At 64.6% G+C, this 18183-nt stretch carries 14 protein-coding genes, 1 tRNA gene and 1 pseudogene; 14 read left to right on the forward strand and 2 right to left on the reverse strand.

Annotated features, from left to right (window positions below; translation table 11 throughout):
• Positions 1-158 precede the first annotated feature (158 nt).
• The 7 genes from FLG15_RS05295 to FLG15_RS05325 all read left to right on the forward strand — a co-directional run bounded on the left by FLG15_RS05295 (position 159) and on the right by FLG15_RS05325 (position 5378).
• Positions 159-1514, forward strand: coding sequence for an aminodeoxychorismate synthase component I (locus FLG15_RS05295; protein WP_057677870.1), 1356 nt, complete (start codon positions 159-161; stop codon positions 1512-1514).
• Between the two features lie 60 nt (positions 1515-1574).
• Positions 1575-2660: an endolytic transglycosylase MltG gene (mltG, locus tag FLG15_RS05300; RefSeq protein ID WP_150145635.1), complete on the forward strand. Its 1086-nt coding sequence runs from the start codon at positions 1575-1577 to the stop codon at positions 2658-2660.
• Positions 2657-3616 carry a DNA polymerase III subunit delta' gene (locus FLG15_RS05305; RefSeq protein ID WP_150145637.1) on the forward strand — a complete coding sequence of 320 codons (960 nt, stop codon included), beginning with the start codon at positions 2657-2659 and terminating at the stop codon, positions 3614-3616. Before mltG ends, FLG15_RS05305 begins: the two co-directional genes overlap by 4 nt.
• Positions 3613-3966 (forward strand): PilZ domain-containing protein, encoded by a 354-nt coding sequence (locus FLG15_RS05310; RefSeq protein WP_003483889.1) that lies wholly within the window; start codon positions 3613-3615, stop codon positions 3964-3966. Before FLG15_RS05305 ends, FLG15_RS05310 begins: the two co-directional genes overlap by 4 nt.
• A 164-nt stretch (positions 3967-4130) precedes the next feature.
• Positions 4131-4205: transfer RNA gene (locus FLG15_RS05315), tRNA-Val, on the forward strand.
• Positions 4206-4374: 169 nt separating this feature from the next.
• Positions 4375-4848: a hypothetical protein gene (locus FLG15_RS05320; RefSeq protein WP_057677868.1), complete on the forward strand. Its 474-nt coding sequence runs from the start codon at positions 4375-4377 to the stop codon at positions 4846-4848.
• Positions 4849-5051: 203 nt separating this feature from the next.
• Complete coding sequence (locus FLG15_RS05325; protein WP_039572873.1) at positions 5052-5378, forward strand: hypothetical protein; 327 nt, start codon at positions 5052-5054, stop codon at positions 5376-5378.
• A gap of 231 nt (positions 5379-5609) precedes the next feature.
• Here FLG15_RS05325 and prpR read toward each other — a convergent pair whose 3' ends face one another.
• Positions 5610-7229, reverse strand: a complete 1620-nt coding sequence (gene prpR / locus FLG15_RS05330) for a propionate catabolism operon regulatory protein PrpR (RefSeq protein WP_061112160.1) — start codon at positions 7227-7229, stop codon at positions 5610-5612.
• A 127-nt stretch (positions 7230-7356) separates the two neighbouring features.
• Between prpR and prpB the strand changes: the two genes are divergently transcribed.
• The 7 genes from prpB (at position 7357) to FLG15_RS05365 (ending at position 17938) form a co-directional block, all read left to right on the forward strand.
• Positions 7357-8253, forward strand: a complete 897-nt coding sequence (gene prpB, locus FLG15_RS05335) for a methylisocitrate lyase (protein WP_039572867.1) — start codon at positions 7357-7359, stop codon at positions 8251-8253.
• A gap of 75 nt (positions 8254-8328) precedes the next feature.
• Entirely contained in the window at positions 8329-9483 is a 1155-nt protein-coding gene (prpC, locus tag FLG15_RS05340; protein WP_057677867.1) for a bifunctional 2-methylcitrate synthase/citrate synthase, read from the forward strand.
• A gap of 145 nt (positions 9484-9628) precedes the next feature.
• A complete protein-coding gene (acnD, locus tag FLG15_RS05345) occupies positions 9629-12223 on the forward strand; it encodes a Fe/S-dependent 2-methylisocitrate dehydratase AcnD (RefSeq protein ID WP_057679236.1) in 2595 nt (864 codons plus the stop codon).
• A gap of 9 nt (positions 12224-12232) precedes the next feature.
• Positions 12233-12790, forward strand: coding sequence for a 2'-5' RNA ligase family protein (locus FLG15_RS05350; RefSeq protein WP_057679235.1), 558 nt, complete (start codon positions 12233-12235; stop codon positions 12788-12790).
• A 113-nt stretch (positions 12791-12903) separates the two neighbouring features.
• Complete coding sequence (gene prpF, locus FLG15_RS05355; RefSeq protein WP_150145639.1) at positions 12904-14103, forward strand: 2-methylaconitate cis-trans isomerase PrpF; 1200 nt, start codon at positions 12904-12906, stop codon at positions 14101-14103.
• Positions 14104-14619: 516 nt separating this feature from the next.
• Positions 14620-16836, forward strand: a complete 2217-nt coding sequence (locus FLG15_RS05360; RefSeq protein WP_150145641.1) for a TonB-dependent receptor — start codon at positions 14620-14622, stop codon at positions 16834-16836.
• Between the two features lie 106 nt (positions 16837-16942).
• Positions 16943-17938 carry a nucleoside hydrolase gene (locus FLG15_RS05365; protein WP_057679237.1) on the forward strand — a complete coding sequence of 332 codons (996 nt, stop codon included), beginning with the start codon at positions 16943-16945 and terminating at the stop codon, positions 17936-17938.
• 52 nt (positions 17939-17990) lie between these two features.
• Here the strand turns inward: FLG15_RS05365 and FLG15_RS23340 are convergent.
• Positions 17991-18172, reverse strand: a pseudogene (locus FLG15_RS23340) (hypothetical protein); the annotation flags it as partial.
• Positions 18173-18183: the final 11 nt, after the last annotated feature.

The raw sequence follows: 18183 nt of genomic DNA on the forward strand, positions 1-18183 counted from the left end.
TCGGTCGCGTGGCCGTCATTGGCGCGCGATCTGCCTGGCTGCCGCATGCACTGCCGGCGTGCGGGTTGATGTTCCATCCTGCGATCAACCGTTGATCCACTCCTCGCGTGCGCTGCGTACGGCAGCGGCGCGCCTGTACCTCACGCCATGCCGGACCGATGACGCTTACCCGATCACTGCATGCGGACATCGACCTGCTGGCGCTGCATCGGCTGTCACCGCAGCGCTATCCGGCCCTGCTGGAATCCAGCGCTTCCGGCACCGAGCACGGTCGCTGGGATGTCCTGCTGCTGGCGGAGGGGCCATGCCTGCGGCTGGATCCGGACGGACGCACGCGCGATGGCACTGGGCAAGTGCTGGAGGGCGGTTTCCTGGCGGCGCTGGATGCCGCCTGGCAGGCCGAGCGGGTGCCGCACGCGCCTGCGAGCCCCTGGCCATTTCGCGGCGGTTGGGCGCTATTGCTGGATTACGAGTTGGCAGCGCAGGTCGAACCGATTCTGCAGTTGCCGACGCGCAGCGATGGCGTGCCCACCGCGCTGGCCTTGCGCGCGCCGGCAGCGGTGCTGCGCGATCGCCTGCACGGGCGCTGCGTGGCGCTGGCAGAGCCGGGTCGGGAGGAGTTGTTGCAGCAGATCGGCGAGGACATTGCTGCCTGCGCCGCACTGCCGCCGCTGCCTGCCTGGGCCGGGCCGCTTGCGGTGGACGAAGATGCCCCCGAGCGTTTTACCGCGGCAGTGGAGCGCGTGCTCGATTACCTGCGCGCCGGCGATGTGTTCCAGGCCAATATCTCGCGCGCCTGGCACGCGGCATTCGCTGCGGTGGTCGATCCTGCCGCCTTGCATACGCGCCTGCGTGCAGCCAATCCGGCGCCGTTCGCCGGCCTGTTCGTGGCAGCCGGGCGTGCAGTGGCCAGTTCCTCGCCCGAACGGCTGGTCTCGGTACAGGGCGATGTGGTGCAGACGCGTCCGATCGCCGGAACACGCGCGCGGTTTGCCGGCGACGACGATGCCGCACGTATTCGTGAGCTGGTGGGGCATCCGAAAGAGCGCGCCGAGCACGTGATGCTGATCGATCTGGAGCGCAACGACCTGGGCCGCCTTTGCGCGCCGGGCACCGTGGAGGTGGACGAGTTGATGTGCGTGGAGAGCTATGCGCATGTGCATCACATCGTCAGCAACGTGCGCGGGCGCCTGCGCGCCGGGGTAACGCCCGGTGAGGTAATTGCCGCGGTGTTTCCCGGTGGCACCATTACCGGTTGCCCGAAGGTGCGCTGCATGCAGGTCATCGCCGAGCTCGAACAGACTGCGCGTGGGGCCTATACCGGCGCATTGGGCTGGCTCAATCGCGATGGCGACATGGATCTGAATATCCTGATCCGCACTGCCGAGGTGGCCGGTCGCCAGGTGCGGTTCCGCACCGGGGCCGGGATCGTGGTGGATTCGGATCCGCAGCGCGAGCTGGACGAAACCCGCGCCAAGGCGCGTGGCGTGTTGCGTGCGATCGAGCAGACATGAGCGCTTCAACGGGACATCACCGGCGCGCGGTATCCTGCGCGGCGCAGGGGCAATGACGAGGTGGGTGTGGCGGTGACTGGCAAACGCGGATGTCTGGCCGTGCTGGGCACGGTGTTGCTGCTTGCAGCGCTACTGGCGATTGCCGCCGTGGTGGCGTGGCGGCATTACCTGCACTTCGCCGATACCCCCGTGGCCGCGAGCGCGCCCAGCGTGGTGATTGCGCCCGGCGATTCGCTCAAGGCCACGTTGCGCAAACTGCGTGCTGCCGGCCTGGCGCAGGGCACCGAGCTGGAATGGCAGCTGTTGGCGCGCCAGGTCGGTGCGGCCGGCAAGCTCAAGGTGGGCGAGTATGCGCTGTCGCCGGCGCTGTCGCCGGCGCTGTCGCCGCGTGAGCTGCTGACGCGCATGCGCCAGGGGCGGGTGATCCAATACCGCTTCACGATCGTGGAAGGCTGGAATTTCCGTCAGCTGCGCGCCGCCCTGGCGACTGCCACGCCGCTGCAACATTCCATCAATGCGCTGGACGATGCGGCACTGATGGCCCGGCTGGGATTTGCCAAGCAGCATCCGGAAGGACGCTTCCTGCCGGAGACCTATGTGTACCAGCGTGGCGACAGCGACATCGATGTGCTCAAGCGCGCGCATGCGGCCATGGACAAGGCATTGGCGCAGGCCTGGGAGCAGCGCGCCCCGAACCTGCCGCTCGCCTCGCCGGAGCAGGCATTGATCCTGGCCTCGATCATCGAAAAGGAAACGGCGCTGGCCTCCGAGCGCCCGCTCATCGCCGGGGTGTTCCTGCGCCGCTTGCAGCTGGGCATGAAGCTGCAGACCGACCCCACCGTGATCTATGGCATCGGCAGCAGCTACGACGGCAATATCCGTCGCCGCGACCTGACCACCGATACGCCGTACAACACCTACACCCGCACCGGCCTGACGCCGACGCCGATCGCCATGCCGGGGCGCGAGGCGCTGCTGGCGGCGGTGCGGCCGGCGCCCGGCGAAGCGCTGTATTTCGTGGCGGTGGGCGATGGCACCGGCGCGCACGCGTTTTCGGCCACGTTGGCCGAACATAACGCAGCGGTAGCGCGCTATATGCAGCGCCGCCGGCTGCCGAGCACGCCGCAGACGGAGACCACGCCATGACCGCCGCATTTTCGCCCTGGCAGCAGCGCGCCTTCGACCAGACCGTGGCTGCGCTGGATGCGGGGCGGCTCGGACATGGGTTGCTGATCTGCGGCCCGCAAGGTCTGGGCAAGCGCGCGGTCGCCCTGGCCCTGGCCGAGCACGTCCTGGCCAGTTCGCCAGACCCGGCGCTGGCGCAGCGCACACGCCAGCTGATTGCCGCCGGTACCCATCCGGACCTGCAACTGGTCTCGTTCATTCCCAATCGCACCGGCGACAAACTGCGTACCGAGATCATCATCGAGCAGGTGCGCGAAATTTCGCAGAAACTCGCGCTGACCCCGCAGTACGGCATCGCGCAGGTCGTGATCGTCGACCCGGCCGATGCGATCAATCGCTCGGCCTGCAATGCCTTGCTCAAGACCCTGGAAGAACCCTCGCCAGGGCGCTACCTGTGGTTGATCAGCGCGCAGCCAGCGCGTCTGCCGGCGACCATCCGCAGCCGTTGCCAGCGCCTGGAATTCAAGCTGCCGCCCGCGCACGAGGCGCTGGCCTGGTTGCTGTCCCAGGGTGTGAGCGAGCGCGCCGCGCAGGAAGCGCTGGACGCCGCGCGCGGCCACCCCGGCCTGGCCGCGCAGTGGTTGCGCGAAGATGGCCTGGCCGTGCGGCGTGCGGTTGCGCAGGATCTGGAGCAGATCGCCAGTGGGCGCGCTGGCGCCGTCGATGTCGCGCAGCGGTGGACCAACGATGGCCAGGCCGACCAACGCCTGCGCCATGCTGCCGATCTGGCATTGGCACAGGCATCGGCCGGCTTGACCGATCCATCGCGGTTGCACAAGCTGGCGACCTGGTTCGACGCTGCCAACCGCACCCGCGATCTGCTGCGCACCACCGTCCGCGCCGACCTGGCAGTGACGGAATTATTGCTGTCCTGGCGCGAGGGAGAGCGCCAGCCACGTCCTAGGGGAACTCGATGAGTGCAATGAATGCACGCCAAGGCATTTTGTCGCTGGCGTTGAAAGACAAGCCAGCGCTCTACAGCGCCTACATGCCGTTCGTGAAAGGCGGCGGCATCTTCGTGCCCACGCCCAAGCGCTACATGCTGGGCGACGAAGTCTTCCTGCTGCTGACCCTGCCGGACTCCAGCGAGCGTCTGCCGGTCGCCGGCAAGGTCATCTGGACCACGCCTGCCGGCGCGCAGGGCAACCGCGCCGCCGGCATCGGCGTGCAGTTCCCCGACGGCCCGGAAGGCGAGGCGGTACGCAACAAGATCGAGACGCTGCTGGCCGGATTGACCACCTCGGACAAGCCGACGCATACGATGTAAGCGGCAGGGGCAGGGCGAGATGCCAGTGAGGCTCGCGGTAGAGCTGCTAGGTCATCGCGGCAGACCGGTGCGATGAATGTGCGATCTGGCTGGCGTGAAAGAGAGCAGGTAAACAGTTGTTGACGACCGCCGCCGCTGCCCTATAATGTGCGGCTCGCGTCACCGGGCGGTTAGCTCAGCGGTAGAGCATTGCCTTCACACGGCAAGGGTCACAGGTTCGAACCCTGTACCGCCCACCATGAATTCAGTGTCAAACGAAAGCCGGCGAAAGCCGGTTTTTTCGTAGTTGCAGCGCATCAAGCACAGGCTTGGTGATATGACTGCGCGCAGTCACCTTTCGATGCAGCGATACAGGCGGTCACCACCGCCAACTCGGCGGTATGGCATGCGATCGCTGGCTTCCGTGACATGCGGGAGGCTGGGGACGCAGGGGTCCCCTTTGAGCTCATTATCGATGGCGACTACATTGCTACCGAGCCATTTCCCGGTCTTGGCGTGAACTGGACCTTTAAGGTTTACCCGGAACAGTTGCGGGAGCGCGCGCAGGAAGTGGTTCGATATACCGCGCGTCAAGCAATCGTCGAAATCTCTGATGCCATGTGGAGGTATGCGTTGGCATCAGACCTCAAGCGGAGCGATGAAAGTGAGCCCGCGGTTGTCTTGCTGCGCGCCTTGCGTAACGCATATGCCCATCGTAGGGATGACTGGGCTTTCGGTAAGGCTGAGCTGCCGCTTCGGTGGCGGCAGCTGGATCTTGTTCCTGGGATGCAGGGTCTACCAGTCAGCGAGACCATTTTTCTCAATGAACAACTGTTACTCATCAACGACGCGATCTATCTGCTCGATCCCGACAGCACTTTGACGAGGCAGGTTCATCGTTGAACTGGGCGCTACACGGTTTGCTTGGCCTATCGACTGCGAGAGCAACCAGCTGCGGTGCTGGTATCGCCGTGCTTAACTGAGAGCGGAGTCCGGCACCATTCGCGCCAGACGCTGCGTTTAAGCACTTTTCGCTAGGACGGGTGCCTTGCGAGCTCGACAGGGACTTGCCATCCTGCAAGGCCCCGGATCGAGATGGAGTGGCGATGAAGACGCTGCTTGGAAGTGCGCTGGTTGCGACGTTGCTGTTGGCCGGGTGTGCGCGCGACGTGGGCGAGCAATTCGTGGGCAAGTGGGTCAATGTGAAGTCGGAAAAGCACGTGCTGAGCATCGAGCACAATGGCGAGAGCTTCATCATTCGCGACACCCAACCGGAGCTGTTCGGCAATGGCGTCAAGACCCGCAATCATCCGGCATTGCTGACCAAGGGCGTGCTGCAGGTATCCAACGGGGTGGGCACGGTCAACTACGCGATCGATGAGGCGACCGGCAAGTTGAGCACGGGCGATACCGAGTACACGCGGGTCAAGTGACGGCAAGACGCTTGGTCAACGGCATGCGATGGAGGCGCGGTGTTGCGGCAGGCGAGTTGATCGTGTCACCAGCTAGCTGCCTCATGTCTTCTGATTGCGGCGCACACGGTGGTCAGCGTGGGCTGGGCATCCATGCGCCGAGCGCGCATGCCATGCCGTCATCTGCCGCTTGAGTGTGGAAGGTCGCGCATGCCTGTGTGGTCTGATCAGTCGTGCGAGTTCGCGCTTGCACTATGTACGCGACGCCACCGCCTGCGCCTGCATCCAGCGCCACAGCGTGGTGCGCGAGACGCCGAGCGCTTGCGCGGCGAGGGTGCGGTTGCCGTTGGCGCGGTCGAGCGCTGCGCGGACTGCGCTGGCGGTGAGCTGCAGGCGAGAGGTCGCCAAATCGGCATGCTCAAGCGGTGCGCCGCGGTTGTCGGGAGGAGTATCGAATAATTCCGGCGCCCAGCGTCCGAGTTGCTCCAAACTCAGGCTGTCGTGCGGTTGGGCTTTCCAGTGAATGCATAGCCGTTCCACCAAATTGCGCAGCTCGCGCACATTGCCGGGCCAGCTGTGTTGTTGCAGGCATTGCAGTGCAGCTGGCGATAGCGGCGATGGCATGCTGCCGAGTTGCTGGAAAAAATGCGCAAGCAATAAGGCAATGTCGCGGTGGCGGTGTCGTAGCGGCGGTAGTGCAATGCGCAGCGCGGCAAGACGATAGAACAGGTCGCGGCGGAAGCGGCCCTGTTCGACCAACTGCTGCAGTTCCTGCAGGCTGGCGGCAACCACGCGCACGTCGATCGCAACGGGCACAGTTGCGCCGACGCGCAGCACTTCACGTTCTTCCAGGACGCGCAGTAGCCGGGTCTGCAACGGCATGGGCAATTCGCCGATTTCGTCGAGGAACAGCGTGCCGTCCTGCGCAGCTTCGATCAGACCGGTGTGGCCGCCGCGACGGGCACCGGTAAAGGCGCCGTCGCTGTAGCCGAACAGTTCCGCCTCCAGCAACGATTCGCTGATGGCGCCACAGTTGATCGCCACGAAACGGCCGCGGCGACGACTGCCGGCATGCAGTTGTCGCGCGACCAGTTCCTTGCCGGTGCCGGTTTCGCCGCTGATCAACACGGTGCCGGCATGCGGTGCGTAGAGCTGCACCAGCTCGCGCACGCCCCGCATTGCGCTGTCTTCGCCCAGCAGGGCGTCGGCGCGTCGCGCGCGGCGAGGCGCGGTACGGCCGGCGAAGCGATCGGTGCCTGGAGCGACGCCCAGCGTGATGGCCTGTTCCAGCGCGTGACGCACCGAATCGGCCGAATACAGCAGCACGCCAGGCAGCCCGGCCTGCTCGGCGAAATCGATCGCCATGCCGGTGCCGACAATGACCTGGATGCCGCTGGCGCGCAGATCGGCGATGCAGTGGCGTGCGTCTTCGGCGGTGACGAAACGGCGGTGTTCGATTTCCAGATCGAAGCTGTGCTGAAACGCGCGGAACGACGGCACATCGGTGGCGTGGGTGACCACGCCGATGCGTGGCGCAATGCGGCGCGCACGCGCCAGCGCTTCCATCAGATCGAACCCGGTGGCCTGGATGGGCGCCAAGGGCAGCGCGAGCCGGCTGCGCAGGTACGCCGCATTGGATCCGCCGGCCACCAGCGCGTCGCAGCGCTCGCGGCGCAGGCGCTGGCCGATGACCTCGACCGCTTCGGCAAAGCCGAGGTTGATCTGCTCGATGCGCGCGCGCTGGTCGAACTCGGGAATGACATCGGCCAGCAGGCCGGTCAGGCGCGAGACGCTGACGGTCCAGATGATGGGCAAGGAGGCGTCTGCGGTTTCCGGAAGGACAGGGCTGCGCATGACGTTGCCGCGTTTCAAAGGTGTTTCATGGTGGGCCATTTGTTGCATGAGTGCAACGAACGGTCGGCAGAGGTCCATAGGAATCAATGGCTTGCACTTGGCATGGTGTTTGCGCCTGTACGGTTATCCCACTCAAGGAACCGCCATGACGCCCTCGTCCACTCCCTCCGCTGGCACGCGGTTTCGCGCAGCACTGGCTGCCGAATCGCCGTTGCAGGTGATCGGTGCGATCAATGCCAACCATGCGCTGTTGGCGCAACGCGCCGGCTATCAGGCGATCTACCTGTCAGGCGGCGGCGTGGCGGCCGGGTCGCTGGGGTTGCCGGACCTGGGCATCAACACGCTGGAAGATGTGCTGATCGACGTGCGGCGTATCACCGACGTGTGCGAGTTGCCGCTGTTGGTGGATGTGGACACCGGTTTTGGCCCGAGCGCGTTCAATATCGAGCGCACCATCAAGTCGCTGATCAAGGCGGGCGCGGGCGGCTGCCATATCGAAGACCAGGTTGGTGCCAAGCGCTGCGGTCACCGGCCGGGCAAGGAGATCGTGAGCCAGGGCGAGATGGTGGATCGGGTCAAGGCCGCGGCCGATGCCAAGACCGATGCGGCGTTCTTCCTCATTGCGCGCACCGACGCAATCCAGATGGAAGGCGTGGATGCGGCGATCGAACGCGCCATCGCCTGCGTGGAAGCGGGTGCGGACGGCATCTTCGCCGAAGCTGCCTACGACCTGGAGACCTACAAACGCTTCGTCGATGCGGTAGGCGTGCCGGTGCTGGCCAACATCACCGAATTCGGCAAGACCCCGCTGTTTACGCGCGACCAGTTGGCGCAAGCCGGCGTGGCGATCCAGCTGTTTCCGCTGTCGGCATTTCGCGCGGCCAACAAGGCCGCCGAGGCGGTCTATGCCGCAATTCGGCGCGACGGCCATCAGCAGGGCGTGCTGGATAGCATGCAGACGCGCGAAGAGCTGTACGAACGCATCGGCTATCACGATTACGAGCAGCGCCTGGATGCGTTGTTTGCGCGCAAAGGCGCATGATTACGCGCTGCTGACCAACTTCATTGCCACCTCGCACGCCACGCCGCGACACCACAAAGTTTGGGAGCTCATCGCATGAACGACACTGTCACTCCTGGTTTCAAGCCGAAAAAATCCGTTGCCTTGTCCGGCACTGCCGCCGGTAACACGGCCCTGTGCACGGTGGGGCGCAGCGGTAACGATCTGCATTACCGCGGTTACGACATTCTCGACCTGGCCAGCACCAGCGAGTTCGAAGAGATTGCGTACCTGCTGGTGCACGGCAAGCTGCCCAACAGCGGCGAACTGCGCGGCTACAAGGCCAAGCTGCGCTCGCTGCGCGGTGTGCCGGCAGCGGTGAAAATTGCGCTGGAACAGTTGCCGCCGTCAGCGCATCCGATGGATGTGATGCGCACCGGCGTGTCGGTGCTGGGCTGCCTGCAGCCGGAAAAAGACGACCACAACCACCCGGGTGCGCGCGACATCGCCGACAAGTTGATGGCCTCACTCGGTTCGATGCTGCTGTACTGGTATCACTACAGCCACAACGGCAAGCGCATCGAGGTGGAGACCGACGACGATTCCATCGGTGGGCATTTCCTGCATTTGCTGCACGGGTTTGCGCCCAAGGACTCGTGGGTGCGCGCGATGCACACCAGCCTGATCCTGTATGCAGAGCACGAGTTCAATGCATCCACGTTTGCCTGCCGCGTGATTGCCGGCACCGGCAGCGACATGTACAGCGCCATCGCCGGTGGTATCGGCGCGCTGCGTGGTCCCAAGCATGGCGGCGCCAATGAAGTCGCGTTCGAAGTGCAGAAGCGCTACGACACGCCGGACGAAGCCGAGGCCGACATCAAGGCGCGGGTGGAGCGCAAGGAAGTGGTGATCGGCTTCGGGCACCCGGTGTATACGGTGTCCGACCCGCGCAACAAGGTGATCAAGGACGTGGCGCGCGAGCTCTCCGACGAACAGGGCAGCCGCAAGATGTACGACATCGCCGAACGTCTGGAAAGCGTGATGTGGGACATCAAGAAGATGTTTCCGAACCTGGACTGGTTCAGTGCGGTGAGCTACCACATGATGGGTGTGCCGACGGCGATGTTCACCCCGCTGTTCGTGCTGGCGCGCACGGCCGGCTGGAGCGCGCACATCATCGAGCAGCGCGTGGACGGCAAGATCATTCGGCCCTCGGCCAATTACACCGGGCCGGAAGATCAGGTGTTCGTGCCGCTGGATCAGCGTTCTTGAGTCGCTATGAGGGCGATACCGGCCCTCATTGCCTTATTCCCTGGTTTCCCCGTTCCCTCATCCGCCCGTCGGGCACCTTCTCCCGCTTGCGGGAGAAGGACAAAGTGAATGCAAACTCCTCGGCCGCCTTGTGATATCGCCAGCCATGAATAGCCAGTACCGCAAGCCCTTGCCGGGCACCTCGTTGGATTACTTCGATGCACGCGCCGCCGTCGATACGCTGCAGCCCGGTGCGTATGCGAGCTTGCCGTATACCGCACGCGTGCATGCCGAGAATCTGGTGCGGCGTGCAGAGCCACACATGCTGGAGGCGTACCTGGGGCAGTTGATCGAGCGCAAGCGCGATCTGGATTTTCCGTGGTTTCCGGCACGGGTGGTGTGTCACGACATCCTGGGCCAGACCGCATTGGTGGATCTTGCGGGCTTGCGCGATGCCATTGCCGAGCAGGGCGGCGACCCGGCACAGGTCAATCCGGTGGTGCCGGTGCAGTTGATCGTGGATCACTCGCTGGCAGTGGAATACGCCGGCTTCGACAAGCAGGCCTTTGCCAAGAATCGTAGCGTGGAGGATCGGCGTAATGCCGATCGCTTCCACTTCATCGAATGGACCAAGCGCGCGTTCGAAAACATGGAAGTGATCCCGCCAGGCAACGGCATCATGCATCAGATCAATCTGGAGAAGATGTCGCCGGTGATCTACACGCTGGACGGCGTGGCGTTTCCGGATACCTGTGTGGGCACCGACAGTCATACGCCGCATGTGGATGCGCTGGGCGTGATCGCGGTGGGTGTGGGCGGATTGGAGGCGGAGAACGTGATGCTGGGGCGCGCCTCGTGGATGCGCCTGCCGGACATCATCGGCGTGGAATTGACCGGCCGGCCGGCGCCGGGCATCACTGCCACCGACATCGTGCTGGCATTGACCGAATTCCTGCGCGCGCAACGCGTGGTTGGGGCGTATCTCGAGTTCTATGGCGATGGTGCGCGTGGGCTGACCATCGGCGACCGCGCGACCATCTCCAACATGACGCCGGAATTCGGTGCGACGGCGGCGATGTTCTACATCGACCAGCAAACCATCGATTACCTGCGCTTGACCGGTCGCGACGATGCGCAGGTCGCATTGGTGGAAATCTATGCGCGGCATACCGGCCTATGGGCCGACGATCTGGCCACCGCGCACTACGAGCGCGTGCTGCAGTTCGATCTGGCGAGCGTAGTGCGCAACATGGCCGGGCCGTCCAATCCGCACAAGCGCGTGGCCACCACCGAACTGTCAGAGCGTGGGATTGCCCGTGCGTGGGAGCAGGTGCCGGGGCAGATGCCTGACGGCGCCGTGATCATTGCAGCGATCACCTCGTGCACCAATACCTCCAACCCGCGCAATGTCATCGCGGCCGGTTTGCTGGCGCGCAATGCCAATGCGCGTGGCTTGACCCGCAAGCCGTGGGTGAAGAGCTCGCTGGCGCCGGGCTCCAAGGCAGTGCAGCTGTACCTGGAAGAAGCCGGTTTACTGCGCGAGCTGGAGCAGTTGGGCTTCGGCATCGTGGCGTTTGCCTGCACCACCTGCAACGGCATGAGCGGTGCGCTGGATCCTGCGATCCAGCAGGAGATCATCGATCGCGATCTGTATGCCACGGCAGTGCTCTCGGGCAACCGCAATTTCGATGGCCGCATCCATCCGTATGCCAAGCAGGCGTTTCTCGCATCGCCGCCGCTGGTGATTGCCTATGCCATTGCCGGTACGGTGCGCTTCGATATCGAAAAGGATGTCCTGGGCATCGACGCCGACGGCGTGCCGGTCACGCTCAAGGACCTGTGGCCGAGCGATGCCGAGATCGATGCGGTGGTGGCGCGCAGCGTCAAGCCGGAACACTTCCGCAGCGTGTACGACCCGATGTTCAAGCGCAGCGTGGGGCACGGAATCAGCGTGAACCCGTTGTACGATTGGCGCCCGGCCAGCACGTATATTCGGCGCCCGCCGTATTGGGAAGGCGCGTTGGCCGGTGCGCGCACGCTGCGCGGCATGCGCCCGTTGGCCGTTCTGGGCGACAACATCACCACCGACCATTTGTCGCCGTCGAACGCGATCATGGCCGGCAGTGCGGCCGGGCAATACCTGGCGCAGATGGGCGTGCCGGAGGAGGACTTCAATTCCTACGCCACCCATCGCGGCGACCATCTCACCGCACAGCGCGCCACCTTTGCCAATCCCAAACTGATCAACGAAATGGCGGTGGTCGATGGGCAGGTCAAGGCTGGTTCGCTGGCGCGTCTTGAGCCGGAAGGCCAGGTGCTGCGCATGTGGGAGGCGATCGAAACCTACATGACGCGCAAGCAGCCGCTGATCATCATTGCCGGCGCCGATTACGGGCAGGGGTCTTCGCGCGACTGGGCAGCCAAGGGCGTGCGGCTTGCCGGCGTGGAAGTGATCGTCGCCGAAGGCTTCGAGCGGATCCACCGCACCAACCTGATCGGCATGGGCGTGCTGCCGCTGGAGTTCAAGCCGGGCACCGATCGCAAGACCCTGGGCATCGATGGCAGCGAAACCTTCGACGTGGTGGGTGAGCGCACGCCCGGCGCCACGCTGACGTTGTCGATCCACCGGCGCAATGGCGAGCAACTGCAGGTGCCGGTGACCTGCCGTCTGGATACTGCAGAGGAAGTGTCGATTTACGAAGCCGGTGGTGTCTTGCAGCGGTTTGCGCAGGATTTTCTCGAGGCAAACAAGGCGGCATAGGGCAGCATCATGGCCGATTCTTCGCGATTGATCTTCATGCTCAAGCCGCCACCGCAGGTGCTTGAAGCGATGGCCGGTGCCGTGGCCGCACACCGCCTCGATGCACTGCTTGGTGACGCGTACTTCGATCCAGGCAACTGGCATCAGTCGGTTTCGGATCGGTTTGAAGGGTCAGTTGCGCGTGCGGCAATGCTGCGCGCTGGCGATCGTCTCGATGCCCAGGCCGTTACGTTGTGCTTGAACCGGATCACCAGTCGCGGAACAGACCCGGTGCATTGGGCATTCCGGGCAGAGGGCGTTCCATTTGCCTTCGTTGCATTGCAGGCTGCCATCACAGCGGCGCTGCGTGCGGAAGGCCTACACGCAGGGGGCGGACATACGCCGCACGTAACGATTAGCTATGCAGCGCCCGGTAAGCTCAACCAGCCAATTGTGCCCATCACCTGGCACGCCACTGAGGTGCTATTGGTCGAAGGCGGTGGGCGACCGTACCGCTATGTACCCATCGGATCTTGGCCATTACAACCTGAGGGCCTCATGCCGGAGCAGGCGCAACTACCGCTATGACCTGAGTCGGAAGGCGTGTTGCGATCCTTATGGTGATGCTTGGCCAGTTCGTACAGATGCATCACGCAACATGTTTCACATCACGTCCGCACGTCGTTTTCCAAGGAATATTCATGGCATTCGCTCCCCAACTCCGCATCCCCGCCACCTACATGCGCGGGGGCACCAGCAAGGGCGTGTTTTTCCGTCTGCAGGATCTGCCCGTGGCCGCGCAGCAACCAGGGGCTGCACGCGATGCGCTGTTGTTGCGGGTGATCGGCAGCCCGGATCCGTATGCCAAGCAGATCGATGGCATGGGCGGGGCCACTTCGAGCACCAGCAAGAGCGTCATTGTCTCGGCCAGCACGCGCGATGGGCACGATGTGGACTACCTGTTCGGGCAGGTGTCCATCGAGAGTGCGTTCGTGGATTGGAGCGGCAACTGCGGCAATCTGTCGGCGGCGGTGGGGCCGTTCGCCATCGCCAGCGGCTTGGTCGATCCCGCACGCGTGCCACGCGATGGGGTGGCCACGGTGCGGATCTGGCAGGCCAATATCGGCAAGACCATCGTGGCGCATGTGCCGATGACCGATGGGGTGGTGCAGGAAACCGGCGACTTCGAACTGGATGGCGTGACCTTTCCCGCGGCCGAAGTGCAGCTGGAATTTCTCGACCCGGCCGACGATGCCGAAGGCGAGGGCGGGGCGATGTTTCCCACCGGCAACGTCATCGATCAACTGCAAATTCCCGGGCTGGGCACGCTCGATGCCACGCTGATCAACGCGGGCATTCCCACCATCTTCGTCAACGCGAGAGACCTGGGTTACACCGGGGCCGAGCTGCAGGACGCCATCAACGGCGACCCGCGCGCCTTGACCATGTTCGAGACATTGCGCGCGCATGGGGCGGTGCGGATGGGGTTGATTGCGAAGGTGGAAGACGCCGCGACGCGGCAGCACACGCCCAAGGTCGCCTTCGTGGCACCGCCAGCCGACTACACCGCATCCAGCGGCAAGCCGGTGCACGCGGCCGAAATCGATCTGCTGGTGCGTGCGATGTCGATGGGCAAATTGCATCACGCGATGATGGGCACTGCAGCAGTTGCGATCGGCACCGCTGCGGCCGTGCCGGGCACGCTGGTCAATCTGGCTGCCGGCGGTGCGGCGCGCTCGGCGGTGCGCTTCGGGCATCCGTCCGGCACCTTGCGGGTTGGTGCGCAGACGCAGCTGGTCGAGGGCCAGTGGCAGGTGACAAAGGCGCTGATGAGCCGCAGTGCGCGGGTGCTGATGGAGGGGTGGGTCAGGGTACCGGCGCCTGTTGCCGAGGTTGGGTAAGCCTGCGCAAGGTGTTGGCGTGCGTGGCTGCACGCGATACATGCCTGGCGTGCGAGGCGCTTGCTTGGTGCTGGTGTGCGAGATGTGCATCGCGTCGGTCGGGCGCGCCCGGTCGCGAATGCGGAGCCGGCGTCGCGCTGCCCGCGTCAGCCGGATCTGCTCCGCATCGGCATGTCCGGGCGGACGCGTTGGAAGCCAACGCAGCTGCGTTTGAGTGCGGCGTGTCTCCTCATGCTGGATGTGATTCCGATGCCATTGATCGATGTTACTGGGTTGCGCCCTAGGCAACTGGCGCAGGCCATACAGCGCAGGACAACATGGCCAGCATCGCTAACCGAGCGTGCTTTCTCGTCGTCGTGAAAAACGCACGGTGCTGTTGCATTAATTCGAACGCTTTTTCGAATTCTGGAAACTTTTTCGCACGCGCTCTGCCATATTTGTGTAAATCGTGTTAATTCTGTTGCACCGCGGCACGCAGGCCGGGCCGCCCCGCCACCAGAATCCGGAGTTCTTCCCATGTCCGCCAGCCGGTCGCTCAAGATCAGCGCGCTTGCCGTTGCCATCGTTTCCTTTCTTCCGCTCCAAGCCGCTGCCCAGCAGGCGCCCGGCGGCGACGGCGTCGTGCGTCTGGATGCGGTCAAGGTCACGGTCGAGCGGCGTTCGGAAGACTCCAAGGACGTGCCGGTTTCCGCATCGGTATTGCGCCCGGAATTCCTGGATGCCATCTCCACCAGCGGCTCGGACATCCGCGTGCTGGCCGGCAAGGCGCCCAGCCTGAACATCGAATCGTCCAACGGCCGTGTGTTCCCGCGCGTGTACATCCGCGGCTACGGCAATACGGACTTCAACACCTATGCCTCGCAGCCGGTGTCGCTGATCTATGACGACGTGGTGCAGGAAAACGCCTTCCTGAAGGGCTTCCCGATCTTCGATCTGGAAGGCCTGGAAGTGCTGCGCGGCCCGCAAGGCACGCTGTTCGGCCGCAATACGCCGGCCGGCGTGGTCAAGTTCAATTCGGTCAAGCCGACCATCGGCGCCAATGACGGCTACGCGAGCCTGTCGTACGGCACCTACGGCACCATGACCCTGGAAAGCGGCCTGAGCATCGCGATGGGCGACCATTGGGCAGCGCGTCTGTCGACCCTGGGCCAACGCCGCGACGATTGGGTGGAAAACCGCGACGGCCGCGATCTGGAAGGCTATACCGATTCGGCCGTGCGCCTGCAGCTGCTGTACCAGGCCAGCGACGACTTCAGCGCCTTGTTCAATGCGCATGCGCGCCATCTGGACGGCACCGCGCGGCTGTTCCGCGCCAACATCATCCAGCCCGGCACCAACCAGCTGGTGGATGGCTTCGATGCGGAAAAATCCTTCATCGATGGTGCCAACACGCAGGAACTGCAGACCTACGGCGGCAGCGCCAACCTGACCTGGGATCTGGGCGACGTCGCGCTGCACTCGATCACCGCCTACGAAGGGATCGGCAAGTACTACAGCCGTGGCGATATCGACGGTGGCTTCGGCGCGGTGTTCGCACCGCCGTCGGGCCCGGGCGTGATTCCGTTCCCGGTGGAAACCGCCGGGGGCATCAAGAGCCTGGATCAGTACAGCCAGGAGGTGCGCGCCGAATCGCAGTACGACGGCCCGCTCAACTGGCAGGCCGGCCTGTACTACTTCCACGACGATGTGGAAGGCGAAAACTACACCTACAACACCCTCAGTGGCGGTGATCTGGCCAGCTATCAGCTGACCCGCCAGCGTAACACCTCCTGGGCGGCGTTCGGCTCGTTGAACTACGCGGCCAGCGACCGTTTGAACCTGCGCGCCGGCATCCGCTACACCTACGACAAGAAGACCTTCGACGTGCTGGCGCTGGATCGCGTCACCCTGGTCGAACCGTCCAGCGGCGAGACCGACAACTCCAAGGTCACCGGCGATCTGGCGGCCACGTTCTCGATCAACGACGACGTCAACGTGTATGCACGTGCCGCACGCGGTTTCCGCGGCGCCAGTTTCGGCGTGCCGTCGGGCACCGCGCCGCTGACGGTAGCCGAGCCGGAGACGGTGGATTCGTTCGAGGTCGGCATCAAGTCGGATTTGTTCGACAATCGCGCGCGCCTGAGCTTCGACATCTACGATTTCCGGGTGAAGAACCAGCAGCTCACCGCGGTGGGCGGCGCGTCCAACGACATCCGCCTGCTCAACGCCGACAAGACCAAGGCGCGCGGCGCCGAGTTCGATTTCGAGGCGCTGCTCACCCAGAACCTGCGCGTGACCGCCGGCGGCGCCTACAACTGGACCCGCATCGACGACCCCAACCTGTCGGTGGGCATCTGCCGCACCTGCACCGTCACCGACCCGATCAACGCGGCAGGCCGCGCGGTGATCGACGGCAACGATTTGCCGCAGGCAGCCAAGTGGATGGCCAATGCGACCTTGCGTTACGGCATTCCGATGGGCAACGACGGCGAGCTGTTCTTCTACACCGACTGGTCCTACCGCAGCGAAGTGAACTTCTTCCTGTACGACTCCAAGGAGTTCACCGGCCAGCCGCTGGTCGAAGGTGGCGCCAAGATCGGCTACAACTGGGGCGCGGGTGCGTACGAGTTGTCGGTGTTCTGCCGCAACTGCACCAACCAGATCCGCGTGACCGGTGCAATCGACTTCAACAACCTCACCGGCTTCATCAACGACCCGCGCATCGTGGGTGCGCAGTTCCGCGCCAACTTCTGATCGGCGTTTTGGCGTAGCACTATCGAGCCGCCGGCTATCATGCCGGCGGTTTTTTTATGGTCGCAGGAGTGGATGCATGCAGCGTGGATGGCCAAACATGTGGTGGATGCTGGGGCTGTGGTGTGCGTCGGCAGTGGCATGGGCGCAGACACCTGCCGCCACTGCCGCGCAGCCGGCGCCCACGCCCACCTCGACATCGACATCGACATCGACGTCCCCCGAGTTGCTGGTGGTCTCTACCGATATTGGCGACGACATCGACGATGCGTTCGCGCTCGGGCTGCTGTTGCGTAGCCCGCAGCTGCAGGTGCTGGGCATTGCATCGGCATGGGGCGACACCAGCTTGCGGGCACAGCTGCTGCAGCGCCTGTTGCAGCAGGCCGGGCGCAGCGAAATTGCGTTGGCGGTGGGCGCACGCACCACCAGCGCGATCCCCTTCAGCCAGGCGCGCTGGGCCGCCAGGGGACAGTTGCCCGACAAGCTGCCGGATGCGGCCGCGATGATCCTGCAGCAGGCGCGCCTGTACCCTGGCAAGGTGACCTTGCTGGTATTGGGGCCGATGACCGACGCCGCAGTGGCGCAGCAGCGCGACCCGGCCGGCTTTGCCAAGCTCAAGCGCATCGTGGCGATGGGCGGTTCGGTGCGCGTCGGCTACGGAAAGTCGGCCTATCGGCCGGCCAGCGCGCCGGCGCCGGAGTACAACATCCTGGCCGATGTGCCGGCGGCGCAGCGGGTGTTCGCGACCGGCGTGCCGATCGTATTGCTGCCCTTGGACGCCACCCAGATCACGCTGGAAGAACCCGAGCGCATCGCGCTGTTTGCGCACGGCGACGGGCTCACCGATGCGCTCACGCAGCTGTACTACCAGTGGCGCAACACCGACCAGCCCTGGGCCAGTGCCACGCCCACGTTATTCGATGTGGTGCCGGTGGCCTGGCTGCTGCGCCCCGACCTGTGCCCGATCACGCCACTGCATCTGGACGTGGATGCGCAAGGCTATACCCGCGAAGGTGCCGGTACGCCCAATGTGCAGGCCTGTCTGCGCGTGGACAAGCCGGCGTTGATCGACCTGTACATGCGCACGGTGCTGCAGTTGCGCTAGGAGTGGCTGTCAAAATGTGGTGGGCACCCGCTTGGTGGCGAGCGCAGTGGTTTTATTGGCCGCAATTTGGGATGCAGTCAAAAGTCTGTTTGGTCGTGCGCGCGATGCCCTCACCGCTCGCCGGACACGGCGTGAACCGGTCCATGCGGATGCGATGGCGGCATCCATGCCGCCACCGCGCCCGCAATCGGCAAGGGCAGCGCGCCCAGGAAGTTGGCTGGTGGCCAACTGAAAGCGGGTCACTC

Origin of the sequence: Xanthomonas phaseoli pv. dieffenbachiae, from assembly GCF_008639345.1 — a bacterium.
GTDB lineage: Bacteria > Pseudomonadota > Gammaproteobacteria > Xanthomonadales > Xanthomonadaceae > Xanthomonas > Xanthomonas phaseoli.